The sequence below is a fragment of the Devosia sp. Root436 genome (assembly GCF_001426345.1).
Classification (GTDB): domain Bacteria; phylum Pseudomonadota; class Alphaproteobacteria; order Rhizobiales; family Devosiaceae; genus Devosia.
The window spans coordinates 128,954-144,246 of record NZ_LMEM01000001.1 but is presented as its reverse complement, the minus strand read 5'-3'; the positions used below and the strand labels follow the sequence as shown (position 1 = coordinate 144,246).

Below are 15,293 nucleotides of genomic sequence, written 5' to 3'. Positions count from 1 at the left end.
CACACTGTCATCGGACCACCATAAACCGCCCGACGGCGCGCCCCGGCGCTTCGTTTTCCTACCCAGGCGACGTTGTTGTGGAGGGGTGGGAGAGTGGTTAAATCCATCAGACTGTAAATCTGACCGCTTAGCGTACACTGGTTCGAATCCAGTCCCCTCCACCATCGCCCCGTCCGCATACGCCCAAGGGCCAGCGTTTTCCGGCTATTCCCCAAATCTGACGTTACTCAGCTTGTTACTCAGCTTCCGGCGTTGGTTCGCGCTCAGGATATGGATAACTTAACTGGAAGGAAGCTCGTCCACAGCAGCCGCCGCGGTCACCCCTGGGCGATGATTGTTTTGGTCTGGAGATAAGAGCGCAGCCCTTCCAGGCCCTTTTCTCGTCCGAGGCCGCTGTGCTTATACCCCCCGAACGGAGCTTCGAGACCCACGCCGCGATAATTGTTGATGAATACCTGGCCACATTCCAGCGCGTTGGCGAAGCGCCGGGCTCGTGGGAAGTCACGAGTCCAGATTCCGGCTACGAGGCCAAATTCACTGTCATTCGCCATGTGCAGGGCCTCGGCGTCGTCGTCGAATGGAATGATGACGCCGACCGGTCCGAAAATCTCTTCGCGCGCGATTTTCATGTCGTTTCGCGCGTTGGTAAACAGGGTCGGTTCCATGAAGTAACCACCCGATAGCTCACCCCCAAGCCGCGCGCCGCCCATTGCCAGCGTCGCCCCTTCGCTGCGGCCGGCTTCTACATAATGCAACGCCATGGCGAGTTGCTGTTCGGAGGCCAGTGGCCCCATCATCCGATCCTCCTTGCCCGGACCAACCGTTACCGTGGCGCGCGTTTCCGCGATGAATCGCGCCGTGAACTCTTCCACTATGCTGCGCTGGACGAGAAACCGCGTACCCGCAGAACAGGTTTGTCCAGATAGGGTGAACAGCGCCGGCACGGCTGCCTTGGCCGCAACGGCCAGGTCGGCATCATCGCAAACGATGAAAGGCGACTTGCCGCCCAATTCAGTGGTAACGGGGATAATCCTGCGGGCAGCGATGGCCATGATCGCCCTGCCTGTTTCCACCGAGCCGGTGAAGGTTATCTGGCGCACCGCATCATGTTCGCAAAGTGGCTGGCCGACCTCCGCGCCAAATCCGGTAACGACGTTCAGCAGTCCGGGCGGCATGCCCGCATCGATAATGAGCCTGGCCAGTTCGAGCGCCGTGCCCGATGTCAGTTCGGATGGCTTGGCGACGACCGCATTGCCGGCGGCCAGGCTGGGCGCGACACCCCGGGCCAATTGATGCAGCGGGGCGTTCCAGGGTACAATCTGAGCCGTTACGCCGAAGGGTTCACGCTGCGTATAGGTCAGGTAATCAAGATCGGCCGGGATAACCTCGCCGTGTATCTTGTCGGCGATACCTGCATAGAATTCGAAATAGCGGGCCGATGTTTCGATGTCCCGCCTTGAGCGCGTGATCGGATGGCCCGTATCCAGCGTTTCGATCTGCGCCAGTCGTTCGGCATGCTCCCGCAGCAAGAACGCCACCCGGGTCAGGGCCTGTCCGCGCCGGTAGGGCTTTACTGCTTGCCAAGCCTTGAAGCCTTCCGCGGCCGACGCGACCGCATGCTCCACGTCGAGCGATCCGCCACGCGCGATGCGCATGACCACCTGGCCGTTTGCGGGGTCCAGGCAGTCGATATATGCGCCCGACGCCGGCGTCACGAAGCGGCCATCAATGAAATGGCCGGCACCGGGCGATGGCGCCCAACTGTAGAGTTCATTCATCGCTAGATTCCATAGAAGCCCGGCAGCAGGCTCGCGCTCAGTCCAGATCATCGGGATCGTGATCGGCCAACACCTGAAGGTGTTCGTGCAACCTGCCCCATGCGCTGCGGATATGGCCGCGCAATATGGCTTCGCTGCTGGCCGCATCGTGGTCGGCCAGTGCCTCGATCAGCGCGATATGTTCCTTATAGGCCTCCGGACCACGGGTCGGCAGGTAGCCCTCGACCCGGCGCTTGAGGATGACCCGGTCGAAAATGCTGGCCAGCGTGTCCACGACCCGGCCATTGCCCGCAAGACGGGCCAGCCCCAGGTGGAAGTCGCGGTCGGTGAGCATGCGGTCCCGCGTACCGAGACTGTCGATCGCAACGCGATACTGCCCGTTCAGAGCCCGAATATGCTCCATGGGCCATGTCTCGGTGGTCTCAAACACCTTGCGGAGGGCGAATACTTCGAGCGCTTCGCGCAATTCGTAGAGTTCGCGGGCCTCCGTCTCGTCAATTTCCGCCACGAAGAAGCCGCGCCGGAGAATGTGGACGATATAGCCCTCGGAATAGAGGCGCTCCAGGGCCTCCCGCACGGGTGTACGGGAGACGCGCAGTTCGTTTGCCAGTTGTTCGTGCACCAGCTTGGTGCCGGGGCGCAGCCGATTGGAAAGGATGCGCTGCTTGATGGCGTTGTAGATCTTTGTGTTGAGGCTGCCGGACTTGAGCTCTTCCGGCGCACTGATCGCCGCGCCTTCAACCGGGACTTTCGTCGCTGACGTCATGCCGCTGACACTCCACCGCCTGGGCGCGTACGCCATTGCAGAATAGCTATTGCCATGATTGCAACCAGTGCTGCCACCCCGATGGAACGCTCGGGAAGCAACATTGCAAGGCCGGCCACCAAAAGCACGATACGCTGCCACCCGGCCAGGGTGCCGATAAAGAAGCCGGCATTGGCCGCGGCGAAACTCGAAATGCCTATCGTCGCGAATGCTGCGGAAATGATGATCTCCATCGGCGAGCCCATCAGCAATAGTGCCGGATTGTACACGAAAGCAAACGGGATGATGAAGATCGGCAATCCGATACGCATGGTGACGAGGCATGTCTTCCAGAAATTGCCCCCCGCAATAGCCGACGCGGTCAGCGGCGCCAATGCGGTGGGCGGCGTCAGGTCGGAAGTGACGCCATAGAAGAAGACGAAGAAATGCGCGACCACGAGCGGCAGGCCCAGGCTGACCAGCGTGGGCGCGACCATGATGACCAGCAGCAGATAGGCGGCGATGGTGGGCAGGGCCGTGCCAAGGACGATCGAGGCCAGCGTGGTCACGATCAGTGCCAGCAGCAGGGAGCTTTGCGACAGGCCGATCACCATGCCGCTGATCAGGTTTGCGACGCCGGTCAATCCTACGGCCGCGACGATCATGCCGATCACCGCGGTGGCGGTCCACAGTGGGATAGAGTTGATGCTGCCGATGCGGATGATCTCGACCAGTTTTGCCGGGCCGATCCGAGTCTTGGGAGAGAATGCGCTGAGCACGAGAAGCGCGGCGATGGCCCACATCGCCGCCCGTGCCGGGCTGGACCCGGTTACCAGCAAGACGATCAGCAAGCCCAGCGGGGCCAGGGCCAGGGCGGCATTGAACCAGGATACGCGCGCATCGGGATTATCATTTCCGGCGCTGAGGCCCAATCGACCGGCCTGGAAATGAACGGCCGCCGCGACGGAAACGAAATAGAGCAGCGCTGGGATGATCGCCATGAGCGCAATTTGTGCATAGGGCGTGCCGGTAAGCTCGGCAATGATGAAGGCGGATGATCCCATGACCGGCGGCAGGACCTGCGCCCCTATTGACGACAACGCCTGGACGCTGGCGGCAAAGTCGGGCTTGTAGCCGGCCCGCTTCATCGCCGGGATATTGGCCGGTCCGATAGCGGCGACATCGGCCACGCCGCTGCCCGAGGCAGTGCCGAACAATGCCGACCCGACCACCGTGGTCAGGCCCGGGCCCGAGCGGGCGCCGCCCGTGATGACACGAGCCAGTTGCAGCAACGCCTGCCCTGCCCCGGTATGCTCCATCAGCGCGGCAAGTTGCATATAGACGAAGACCACGCTGACCATGACGCCAAAGGCAATGCCGAATACGCCATCACTACCAATCCAGCCGGCCAGTGCGACACGACCGGCCGAAAAGCCACGGTGGTTGAATGGCGCGGGGAAATAGGCGCCGAATATGGCGTAGAGGGCCAGCGCCAGTGCTATGCTGGGCAGTAGAATGCCTATGGTTCGGCGCGCGATCTCGAACAACACCAGCAGGCCGATACTGCAGGCTATGACGTCCGGAAGCAGAAGCCGACCGATCCGCGAGGCCATGTCCCCGCCAAAGACGGCAACATACCCGATGGCATAGATCGCGCCGGCAGCCACGACCAGATCGATCAGGCGAAGCCAGGTGGCACCGGGCACGATCGGCTTGCGAGCCAGAATGAGCAGCGCAACCAGCGCAAACGGAATACCACGCTGAATATCGGCGGATAGCTGGCCGAACAGGGTGGTGTACAGCAGGAACGCCACCAATGCGATGGAGAGTACCGTGGTCGCCACCTCGACCCAGCTCGGGTGTTTGAGGATGATCTCGGAGGCCGCGGCATCGGGCGAAGCTGCATAGAGGGCGGCTTCTTCATCGGATAGCGTCGTGTTGTGCTGGCTTGCGCTGCTCATTGGTCAGTTTCCTGCGGGTGGAAGCAGGTTTTCAGGGATTTCCACGCCCTTTGCCTGGAAGTATTTCACAGCGCCGGGGTGAAGTGGAATGGAAATGCCGTTGAGCGCCGTTTCGAGGCTCAGCAACTTGGCTCCTGGATGCACCGCCCCGAACTCGGCGATATTTTCCATCACCGCGTAGGTCATGGCATAGGCCGTCTCCTCGTCCATATCCGCCGTGGTGGCGGCGATCATGGTCTGCTGCACCGTCGGCAGGTCGCCCTCAGTCGCTTCCATGTTGGAATAAATGTCCTGCGGTACGGTGGCCGACTGCCAGCTCGGCAGCGAAGCAGAAATATCGCTCAGGACATCGGCGGGGATCGGTATCAGACGGAACGGCGTCGTCGCACCGAATTCGGCGATGACGGGCGCAGGGGCATTGCCGGTCGCCCAGACGGCGTCGACGGTGCCTTCCTTGAGGGCCTGCATGGCTTCCGATGGCCCGAGCGGTTCCTGCGAGTAGCCGTTGGGATCGATGCCCACGGCGCCCAGCACGTCGGTCACATAGTCCCAGCCACCCGAACCACGGCCAAAGCCGGAGATCTTCTTGCCGGCGAGGTCGGAAAGCTGATGGATGGACGAGGTTTGCGGCACGACGATGTGGTTGGCTCCGGCGGGGAGCGAGAACAGGGCGCGGAACTTGGGCAGCTCGTCCTGGGTAAGGATTTTGTCGTCACCCAGCGCAGTCTGGTCGAACGTCCGGCCGGCGACCCAGCCGAATTCTATCGAACCCTGGGCCAGCAGCTGGGCATTCTCGACGAAGCCCGAAGTAGCGACGGGCGTGGCCTGATAGCCGGGCACATGCGCAACGGCATTGGCCCAACCCGTCGCGGTGAAGTAACCGAACTGGCCGACACCGGCGCCACCGATCTGCACCGATACCGGATTGGCAGGCGCCGGCGGCGCTTCCTGTGCAAAAGCACCGGTTGCGACGAGGCACAGCCCTAGGGCCAGGGCAGACCGTCTGTTGAATGTAAGTGTCATCTTCGTCTCCTCCTTGTAAAGCATTGCGCCACTCCTCCGTCGGCGGCGTTAGTGCTCAGTCGTCGGCCCGTTGCAACTCCCTTGCGATCAGGTCGGCACCGAGTGCGATGCGGACGCCTGCCTGTTCGAGCAGCAGGGCCATGGGTGCGCGGGAGTCCCGGTCGCCCCAGCCTCGCGCGATGGCGTCGTCCATATTTTCGAGAACAAGATCAGCGATCTTCATGGTGACCCCCGCGTCGCGTCCCATGTCCCGGGCCAGGGCAATATCCTTTCGGGCCAGGGCCAGCGAAAATGCGGGGGGAACGTAATTGGCTGAAAGGAAATGATCGCCCAGCGCGTCGAAGGTTCGGCGGCGTCCGACCGCGCCGCGGCGCAGGGCGTGCCAGAGCATCGACGGCTCGGCACCCGCCTTGATGCTGGCGGAGAAGATTTCGGCGACGAGGCGGTTAATGCCATAGGCGCAATAATTGTGCGCCAGCTTGGCGATCGTGGCCTGGCCGACCTCACCCAGATGCATCAGCTGGTCGGCAATGGTATCCAGCAGAGGGCGGGCGGGTTCCAGTGCAGCCTCGTCGCCGCTGACCCAGATGGTGAGCTTGCCACTCGCTGCGCCCCCGGGGCCCCCGCTGACCGGCGCGTCCAGCATGGTCACCCCGCGTGCTGCCGCGAGGGCATGCACCTGACGCACCATGGCCGGCGAACTGGTGGTGAAATCGAACCAGGCGCTGCCGGGGCGCAAGGTCGAGAGAATGCCATCTGGCGCTACTGCAAGAGCATTGCTCTCCGTCGGGCCGGGCAGTGAACTGAAAACGATATCGGCCCCGGCGGCGGCGAGAGCGGGCGTATCGGCCCAACTGGCGCCTGCCGAAAGCAGGGGGGTGGCGCGCGCCGCATCGAGGTCATTGACGACCAGGCTGCACGCCCCGCTCAGCCGTGTGGCCATCGGCGCGCCCATACGGCCCAGTCCGATGAAGGCCACACGCATCATTGGGCCGGTCCGCCTTGTTCGGGGGGAAGCACGCCGGCCGCGACCTGCGCCGCCGAGGTGGCTGAGGGCCAACCGGCATAGAAGGCGAGGTGGGTGATCAATTCACTGATTTCCACACGCGTCACGCCGTTGTCGAGCCCGCGCGCCAGATGCACGCCGAACTGGTCCCAACGTCCCGTGGACATCAGACAGGCCAGCGTGATCAGGCTGCGATCGCGCTTGCTCAGTCCCGGCCGCTCCCAGACTTGCCCGAACAGCACCGTTTCGGTGATGCGGGCCAGCTCGGGGGCGACGGACTGCACCGTTCTGCGTCGTTCAAGGCCCGGATCGCTCATTGTAATGTCATCCTCGATCCGAGTGGCTCTTGCCGTAGTGCTTTTCGGCGAATTCGGGAGTGATCCGTCCAAGACTCAGATCGCGTGCCACCAGGTCCGGGTCGCGGGTGGCCGGGTCGCCGATACCACCACCCCCGCCGGTTTCGACACGCAGGCGATCGCCACGATTGAGCGAGGCGGAGCCGCCATTCGCCGGCAGTTGCAGGGTCTTGCCTTTGCTGATGACCTTGACCGAGCCGATTGTGCCCGGCGCACCGCCCATGATGCCCCAGGGCTTGTTGTTGGCGCGGTCGGACGAGAACACGACCTGGACTCCGTCACGAACGATCTCGAATTCCCGAACGCAGCCAAGGCCGCCCTGGAATTCGCCGGCCCCGCCGCTATCGGGCCGCAGCTCGTAGCGTACGATGCGGAAATAGTCGTAGTCGGACTCGGCCGATTCCACCGGTGTATTCGCCGAATTGCTCAGCAGTTGGCTGATGGCGTCGGCTCCGTCGCGCCCATGCGCCCCGCCCAGGCCGCCCCGCAGGGGCTCCATGTAGATGCGATAGCCTGCCTCAGTGAGAATGCCGAGATTCACGCAGGTTGTCGTATCGAAGCCCGATGCCGCGGCCCGGCTGGGGACGGCCTTGCCGAGGGCCTGCAATACGGCACCATAGGCTCGCCCAGACGAGTTCATGCGCAGCCGCACAGGGGCGGGATAGTTTGGATTGAGCAGCGTGCCCTTGGGGGCATTGATAGTGATCGGGCGGAACGTTCCGCCATTGGTCTGCATTTCAGGCTCACCCAGCACGGCCCGAATTGCGGTAAGGGTAGCCGAGATCGTTGAGGCCATGGGCGAATTCACATAGCCGCGCGCCTGGGCATCAGTGCCGGTGAAATCGACATCGATGGTCGAGCTGCTGACTGTCACCGTGACGGCGATGCGCATGGGAACCGTATCGAAGCCGTCGCCGTCGAGAAAATCCTCGCCGGTATATATGCCAGCGGGCACCTGCTCGATGGCCTGCCGCATCTTTTGCTCGCCCAGGTCCTGGGCCATTGCCATGCAGGCCAGTACGGTTTCCAGGCCATACTTGTCCATCAATTCGACCAGCCGTTCCTGGCCGGTGCGATTGGCCGCAACCTGGGCATTGAGATCACCAATCAGGTTTGCCGGCAGGCGGCTATTAGCGCTGAGCAGTCCGTGCACCGGACCACCGAGCAGGTCGTCGGGAACGCGAATCTTGATCGGCGGTATGCGCAGGCCTTCCTGGAACACGTCCGTCGCAGTGGGATTCAGGGAACCGAGTCCGCCGCTGATATCGGTGTGATGCGCGAGGTTGCCGAGATAGGCCACGAGCTTGCCGCGATAGAATACCGGCGCGAAGACCTGGATGTCGGGCAGGTGCTGTCCCCCGTGATAGGGGTCGTTGACCAGCATCATGTCGTCGGCCGCCAGCGAATCCGCCGGTATGGCGCTCAGGCAATGGCCGAGTGCATAGCCCAGGGAGTTGAGATGCAGTGGAATGGCTTCCGACTGTGCTGCCAGGTTGCCCTGGGTATCGAGAATCGCCGTCGAGAAATCCTGTGTCTCGCGGATCATCGTCGAATAGGCCGAGCGGCGCAGGATCAACGCCATGGCCCGGGTCGCGGCGATCAGCGCGCCATTGACGATCTGGAAGGTCACCGGGTCGACGGCGTGCCCGTTCTGCTGTCCGGCATTCATGGAAACGGCGCTCATGCTGCGACCTGCCTTTCGATATTCATCCCGCCATGTTCGTCAATGCGCAGGCGCCAGCCTGCAGGGACGAAGGTCGAGGCGGAATCCTCTTCGACCACCACGGGCCCCGCGGCCGTGACGCCCGCGGCCAGTGTTTCGCGCAACAGGAATGTGCAGGGCTGCTTGGTGCCATCGATCCAGATATCGCCCTGCTGGTCCTGGCGATCAGGGCGATTGCGGGCGACACGAAGGGCATCCGTCGGCAGGGGCCGCGCGACCACCAGCCGCAGGCGGTAGTTGACCAGGCGCACCCGGGCATTTGGGTAGGAATGGCCGAACCGGAGCTGGTGCAATTCGTGGAACGCATCGACCATCGTGCGCGCCGGGTCTTCGTCGCTGAGCCGGATCGGCACCGACAATTCATAGCCCTGGCCCGCATAGCGGAGGTCGGCAGAGAAATGGAAACGAGCGTCACCCTCCGGACGCATCCGTTCAATATCGGTGCGCGCTTCCGCCTCGAGCCCGGCCAACGCCGCCCTGATCGCCCCGGCACTCAGCATGGCGGCATCGGACATACCCGTCGCCACATAGTCGCGCCGGAAATCCGAGAGCAGCAGGCCCAGCGCAGACATGACACCGGGATTGGAAGGCACGAAGACCGTGTTCGCCCCCAATTCATCGGCGAGCACCGTGGCCGCCAGCGGGCCGGCGCCACCAAAGGCGGCAACCACGTAGTCGCGCGGATCATATCCGCGCTCGATGGACACTTCGCGCGTCGCATGCAGCATGTTCGCTACCGCCACCCGGAGAATGCTCGCGGCGGCGCGCTGCAACCCCAGGCCAAGCCGGGCGCCCAAGCTGCCAACCGCACGCTCTGCCGCCGCCACATCCAGCGCCATGCGCCCGCCCAGGAAGCGATTGGGGCGAAGGATTCCCATGACCACGAACGCATCGGTTAAAGTGGGCTCGGTCCCGCCGCGTCCATAGCAAGCCGGGCCTGGCTGCGCGCCTGCGCTGCGCGGGCCGACATTGAGCATGCCGGTATCATCGATCCAGGCGATGCTGCCGCCTCCTGCCCCGATGGTGGCAATGTCCAGCATGGGCGTCAGGATGGGCAACCTGTCGATCAGCTTGCTGGTCGTGTCGGTTGGCGTGGCATCGTCGATCAGGCTGATGTCGGTGCTGGTGCCGCCCATGTCGAGCGTGATGATGCTGTTGTGGCCCGAGAGCGCAGCCATGCGAACCGCCCCCATGACCCCGGCCGCAGGCCCGGACAAGACGGTGCGGACGGCATGGCTGCCGCTGCGCTCGGCCGGCAACATGCCGCCATTGGACTGCATGATGTAGAAACGGCCACCAAAAGCGCGACGGCGCAGGTGTTCGTCCAGCCGGTTGAGATAGCCCTCCACCACGGGCGCCAGATAGGCATTCATCGTCGTGGTGCTGGCGCGCTCATACTCGCGGAATTCCGGCATCACGTCCGATGAAAGCGACACCAGCAGGTCCGGCCGCAGGTCGAGCGCAATATCGCGCACCCAGCGTTCATGGGTGGCATTTCGGTAGGAATGCAGCAGGCAGACGGCCAGCGTTGCCTCGGGATTCTGGTTCAGCATCGCTTCGAGCGACTCACGCACGGCGGCCTTGTCGAATGGCTCGACCTCCACCCCTTCGGCATCGATCCGGCCGCCGATTTCGACCACACGGTTGCGCGGGACGAGCGGTTCAGTGCGCCGATAGCGAAGATCGTAGTTGCGCGTCTTTACCTCGCGCTGCAGCTCCAGCAGATCGCGGAAGCCCTCGGTCACGACGAGGATAGTCGGCGCTCCGCGGCGCTCCAGTAGCGCATTGGTTGCCACCGTCGAGCCATGGACGATCGTGTCGGCCCCGGCTTCGCCACCACCAAGCGCATCCAGCGCATCCAGCACGCCCTGCTCGGGCATTGCCGGGGTCGAGCTGACCTTGAGGGAACGCAATCCCTCCGGGGACAAGGCCACCAGGTCGGTGAACGTACCGCCCACCTCTACTCCGATCCGCATCAATTTCCTCCTCATCGACGCCAGGCGTTGACATGAGTGAAACTTTGCATGCTATTCTGCATGCTGTCAATCGCGACCGGCATATTGGTCCCGGTTCGATCACCAAGCGCGCTGATGGGAGGAATCATGGCTCACAAATCTGGAACTGAACCTGAGGGGCCGGAGAGCCAACTTCCCAAACCGCGCCTGCTGGACCGTTCGGCCCAGGCTCCGGGACTGTCCGATGAGCAGGTCGCCGAGGCCCGCAAGCTCATTGGCGTGTGGATGCGCCGCGACGTGCACACGCCGGCAATCTACGAACCGGCCAGCCTGCATGACATCCGCCGTTGGGCGCAGTACAGCGTCGGCGACGACAACCCCCTGTGGTCCTCGCAGGACTACGGCAAGTCCAGCATCTGGGGTTCGGTGATCGCCCCACCGACATTTCTCTACACCGTCGACAGCGGCATCGTGGCTCCCGGCCTGCGGGGCGTGCAGTGGATATTTGCGGGCGGGCGCTGGGAGCACTTCCAGCCGGTACGCCCCGGAGACACCATTTCGGCCCGCGCCCGTTTGATCGCGGTCGAGGAAAAGTCGGGGCGGAGCGTCGAGCGATTCGTAAGCCAGACCGGCGAGGTCCTCTATACCAACCAGAATGGCACGCTGGTAACCCGTTACGAGGGCGACATCTTCCGCATCCCTCGCGCGCGCAGTGGCCAGGGCTTGCGCTACAAGGACGAAGGCAAGGCAAACGGTCCACAGTTTTATACGGACGAGCAGATCGAGGAAATCGCTGAGGCCTACCGCACGGAAGTACGGCGCGGCAACAATGCGATGTACTACGAAGATGTATCGATCGGCGACGCGTTGCCCGTTCTTTTCAAGGGTCCGCTGACACTGGTCGACATCGTCGGGTTCTATTCTGGGCGCCGCACGGTCTACAACGTATTGAAGCTCGCCTTCCTCGAACGCGACCGGCATCCTCACAACGTCTACTATTCACCCAGCTCCAACATTCCCTCCCATCCCGCGGCCGGACATTTCGATGTCGAGATCGCCCGGGAGGTCGGCATGCCCGCGGCCTATGACCAAGGCTGGCAACGCATCGGCTGGGCCGGGCATCTGCTGACCAACTGGGCGGGTGACATGGGATTTGTTCGCAAGCTCGATGGCCGCGTCACCCGCCCCAATCTCGTCGGCGACCTCACCAAGCTGACGGGCAAGGTCACGGGCAAGTCAATCGAAGGCGGCGAAGCGCTCATTGACATTGAATGGTGGGGCACCAATCAGCGCGATCAGCGCAATTGCAATGGCACGGCACGCGTAAGGCTGCCGTCGCGCGATGTTTCCGTGAAAGTCTGAGGGAATTCTAGATGGGCCCGCTTGAGGGATTGAAGGTGCTGGATTTCACGCATGGCGTGGCTGGTCCGTATTGCACGATGGTACTTGCCGACCTCGGTTGCGAGGTCATCAAGATCGAAAAACCCGATCGGGGCGACCCGACCCGCTACATGAATGTCAGCGACCGGTTCAACTCCGAAATTCCGCGCGTGGGCGGCGACTACTTCCTTTCGATCAACCGCAACAAGAAAAGCCTCGGCGTCGATATGAAGACACCGGAGGGAGTGGAAATCTGCCGAGACCTGGCAAAATGGGCCGATATCGCCATTCAGAACTTCCGCCCCGGCGTCATGCCGAGGCTCGGCCTGGGCTATGCGGAACTGAGCGCAATCAATCCGACGCTGCTGTATGCAAACATTTCGGCCTATAGCCCTGGTCCCCTCGAGGACAAGCCCGGCATGGATGTCGCGGTTCAGGCGCGCTCCGGCGTCATGCGCATCACCGGCGCGCCCGGTTCAACTGATCCCCTGCGTCCGGGCGCCTCGCTGGCCGATTTCGGCGGTGGTATCTACCTCGCCACGGCAATCATGGCAGGCCTTTTCGAGCGCGAACGGTCCGGCAAGGGCCAGGAAATCTCCGTGTCCCTGCTCGACGCCACCATGAGCATGCTCATCAACTACAGCGTGGCGGTCAAGGACGGTGGCGCAGAGCTCGGACCGATGGGCTCCGGCCATCCGCAACTCGTCCCCTATCAGGCATTTCCCTCGAGAGATGGCCACATCGTCATCAGTGCCGGCACCAACAAAATCTATCGCGACCTCTGCGCCGTGCTTGGCAGGCCCGAACTCGGAACGGACGAGCGCTTTCGCACCAATCAGAATCGCGTCAAGAACCGCGACATCCTCGTGGCGGCGATCTCCGAGCTGACGGCAAGCAAGACGACTGCCGAATGGCTCGACATTCTTGAGGCCCACGAAGTGCCCTGTGCGCCGGTGAACAACCTGGTCGAAGCCTATGACCAGCTTGAGCAGACCACGCCCGGCATGGTTCGCCGTATGATGCATCCCGCCGTGGGCGAACTGACCCAGTTCGGCATTCCATTCCGGTTTAGCAGGACGCCCGGCGATCTGGTGCTCCCGCCACCCATGCTGGGTGAACACACTGAAGAGGTGCTGGGCGGGATTCTAGGCCGCAGCAGCGAACAGGTTGCCGCCTTGCGCGCGGCGGGAGCGATCTGATGTCCCCTGCCCCGAATCTGGCCGCAGCGTCCCAAGGCGACATGGTCGCGGACCCTCTGGATGCCTTGTTTTTCGCTCGCTCGGTGGCTCTCGTAGGGGTGTCGGCGGATCCGAAGAAACTCAATGGCATTCCGCTTCGCCACCTGCAGCGCGGCGGGTTCAAGGGCGCCATCTATCCGGTCAATGCCAAATACGACGAGATCGACGGGCTGCGATGCTATCCCTCACTTACCAGCCTGCCAGAGGCGCCCGACGTCGTGCTGGTGATGGTTCAGGCATCGGATACGGCCGCCGTCGTCGATGAGGCGGGGCGCCGAGGTGCGCGGGCGATCGTGGTCATGAGCTCCGGCTTCGAAGAGACCGAAGGCGGCAAGGCGTTTGCCGCCGAGACCCGGCGCGTTGCCGCCCAATACAATATGCCGCTGCTGGGGCCGAATTGCGAAGGCCTCTGGTCGGTCCGTTCGGGACTGGTGTTGACCTTCGGCTCGGCCGCGAACCGCGATGTGTTCCATCACGCCCCCATCTCGATCGTTTCCCAATCCGGCGCGGTCGCCGGCGCCCTGGCCCGCCAGTTGCAAAATTCCGGTCATGGTTGCGCCTATGTGGCCAGCATGGGCAACGAAACCTGCCTGGACGCTCTCGACGTACTGGCCTGGATGATCCGGCAGGACGATGTTCGCGTCGTCCTGCTGTTCATAGAAGGTCTGCGTGACGGGGCCCGCCTGCTGGAGCTTGCACAGGAAGCCCGCCGCAATGGCATCAGCATCGTTGCGCTGAAATCGGGAAACTCTGCTCTGGGCAAGGAGGCCGCCAGCTCGCATACAGGCAAGATTGCCAGCGCCTATGCCGTCTACAACGACGTCTTTGAGCAATGCGGTATCATTCAGGTTGGCAGTATCGCCGAACTGGTCGAGGCCGGGGAAATTCTGGCGACCATGCCACGCCCCCGCCGCCGGCCGAACGGGGGCATCGCCATCTTCAGCATCTCCGGCGGCACCCGCGCCCTGACGGCCGACCTATGCGACACCTACGGACTGCACATGTCGCAATTCGAGCCCGAAACGGTTGCGGCGCTGGAGGCAATCCTGCCGGCCTTCGCACATGCCCAGAATCCGACAGATCTGACTGGCCAGGTCCTGTCACGCCCCGAACTGTTCGAACAGGCGCTCGAAATCGTCGCTCGCGAGCCCAATACCGAAGCCCTTGTCCTGCAGTTCGCCAATCGCGGACCCAGCGATATCCGCAGCCGCGCCGACATGGTGGCGAACCTGGCGCAGACGCTGGACATCCCCATCATCGTCTCATTCCTCGCCGACATCCTGCCGGCCCAGGAAAGGCGGGAAATGGCTCGGCGTGGTATGGTTGCCGCCCGCGATCCGGCCGACGCCGTGCGATATCTGAGCTGGCTCTATCGCGCCGCTATGGACCCTGTCCCCGACGCTGCCGCGCCGCCCGCAAGCCGCCCGGTCGCGCCGCCCGCAAGCACGGGCTGGCTGGATTCCGCCCGATATCTCGATCGCCTCTCCATCGACAGCGTTGCCAGCGTCGTCGTCGGGCACGGGCAGTCGCTGCCCGAGTTGCTCTCCGGCATGGCCGGCCCCTTCGTGGTCAAGGCACTTCCCGAACAGGTCGAACACAAGACCGAACTTGGTCTGGTCGAAGTCGGGCTGCGCGATCTGGCGGCCGTCGGCGAAGCGGTGGAGCGCATCCGCGCGAAGCTGGGCGACGCCCATGCCGGCGTCCTGGTGCAACAGATGATTTTCGGCGTCGAAACCGTGCTGTCGGTGATACGCGATCCCGATTTCGGGCCGGTGCTGGTCATCGGCACGGGCGGGCGGGCCGTCGAGCTCTGGAACGATGTGGGCTATCTGGCATTGCCGACCAATGAAGACCAGGTTCGGGGTCTCATCGGCCGCCTCAAGCTGTCCAGGCTGCTGGCAGGGTTTCGCGGCGCGCCAAGGGCCAGCGAAGATGCCTTCGTCAAGGCGGCCCTCGCCCTGGCGAACGCGGCCGGTGCGGAAACATCCATCCGCGAGATCGAGCTCAATCCCTTCATCGTGCTGCCCGAAGGTCAGGGTGCCGCGGCCGTCGATATACTCATCCAGCTCAACGCGTAGCGGCGGCCGGGAAGCAACGGCGCCGGACGCGCCGCCCGGCCCGGATTCTC

Annotated in this window: 11 protein-coding genes and 1 tRNA gene; 4 read left to right on the top strand and 8 right to left on the bottom strand. The window is 63.5% G+C overall.

What is annotated here, in order from left to right; translation table 11 throughout:
• The first annotated feature begins 79 nt into the window (after nt 1-79).
• Nucleotides 80-164 (top strand) — tRNA-Tyr (locus ASD04_RS00750).
• 153 nt (nt 165-317) lie between these two features.
• Here ASD04_RS00750 and ASD04_RS00745 read toward each other — a convergent pair.
• Genes ASD04_RS00745 through ASD04_RS00710 form a run of 8 tightly spaced genes read right to left on the bottom strand, consistent with a single transcriptional unit; the run spans nt 318 to nt 10,568 of the window.
• Complete coding sequence (locus tag ASD04_RS00745; RefSeq protein WP_056251162.1) at nt 318-1,778, bottom strand: aldehyde dehydrogenase family protein; 1,461 nt, start codon at nt 1,776-1,778, stop codon at nt 318-320.
• Between the two features lie 37 nt (nt 1,779-1,815).
• Complete coding sequence (locus ASD04_RS00740) at nt 1,816-2,544, bottom strand: GntR family transcriptional regulator (protein ID WP_056251159.1); 729 nt, start codon at nt 2,542-2,544, stop codon at nt 1,816-1,818.
• Nucleotides 2,541-4,484, bottom strand: coding sequence for a TRAP transporter fused permease subunit (locus tag ASD04_RS00735; protein WP_056251155.1), 1,944 nt, complete (start codon nt 4,482-4,484; stop codon nt 2,541-2,543). The genes ASD04_RS00740 and ASD04_RS00735 overlap by 4 nt, the downstream gene beginning before the upstream one ends.
• A 3-nt stretch (nt 4,485-4,487) precedes the next feature.
• Nucleotides 4,488-5,507 carry a TAXI family TRAP transporter solute-binding subunit gene (locus ASD04_RS00730; RefSeq protein ID WP_162245089.1) on the bottom strand — a complete coding sequence of 340 codons (1,020 nt, stop codon included), beginning with the start codon at nt 5,505-5,507 and terminating at the stop codon, nt 4,488-4,490.
• 55 nt (nt 5,508-5,562) lie between these two features.
• Entirely contained in the window at nt 5,563-6,495 is a 933-nt protein-coding gene (locus tag ASD04_RS00725) for an NAD(P)-dependent oxidoreductase (RefSeq protein ID WP_056251149.1), read from the bottom strand.
• On the bottom strand, nt 6,492-6,830 hold the full coding sequence (locus ASD04_RS00720; protein ID WP_056251146.1) for a carboxymuconolactone decarboxylase family protein: 339 nt from the start codon (nt 6,828-6,830) through the stop codon (nt 6,492-6,494). Before ASD04_RS00720 ends, ASD04_RS00725 begins: the two co-directional genes overlap by 4 nt.
• Before the next feature lie 7 nt (nt 6,831-6,837).
• Nucleotides 6,838-8,553: a hydantoinase B/oxoprolinase family protein gene (locus tag ASD04_RS00715; RefSeq protein WP_056251143.1), complete on the bottom strand. Its 1,716-nt coding sequence runs from the start codon at nt 8,551-8,553 to the stop codon at nt 6,838-6,840.
• Nucleotides 8,550-10,568, bottom strand: coding sequence for a hydantoinase/oxoprolinase family protein (locus ASD04_RS00710; protein ID WP_056251139.1), 2,019 nt, complete (start codon nt 10,566-10,568; stop codon nt 8,550-8,552). The genes ASD04_RS00715 and ASD04_RS00710 overlap by 4 nt, the downstream gene beginning before the upstream one ends.
• A 126-nt stretch (nt 10,569-10,694) precedes the next feature.
• On the opposite strand from ASD04_RS00710, the gene ASD04_RS00705 reads away from it, so the two are divergent.
• From ASD04_RS00705 to ASD04_RS00695, 3 genes are read left to right on the top strand one after another with little or no spacing between them, the layout of a single operon-like run.
• Entirely contained in the window at nt 10,695-11,909 is a 1,215-nt protein-coding gene (locus tag ASD04_RS00705; protein WP_056251135.1) for a MaoC family dehydratase N-terminal domain-containing protein, read from the top strand.
• A gap of 11 nt (nt 11,910-11,920) precedes the next feature.
• Complete coding sequence (locus tag ASD04_RS00700) at nt 11,921-13,126, top strand: CoA transferase (protein ID WP_056251133.1); 1,206 nt, start codon at nt 11,921-11,923, stop codon at nt 13,124-13,126.
• The gene (locus tag ASD04_RS00695; protein ID WP_056251126.1) at nt 13,126-15,243 is read left to right on the top strand and encodes an acetate--CoA ligase family protein; all 2,118 of its coding nucleotides are present in this window, start codon (nt 13,126-13,128) and stop codon (nt 15,241-15,243) included. Before ASD04_RS00700 ends, ASD04_RS00695 begins: the two co-directional genes overlap by 1 nt.
• Nucleotides 15,244-15,293: the final 50 nt, after the last annotated feature.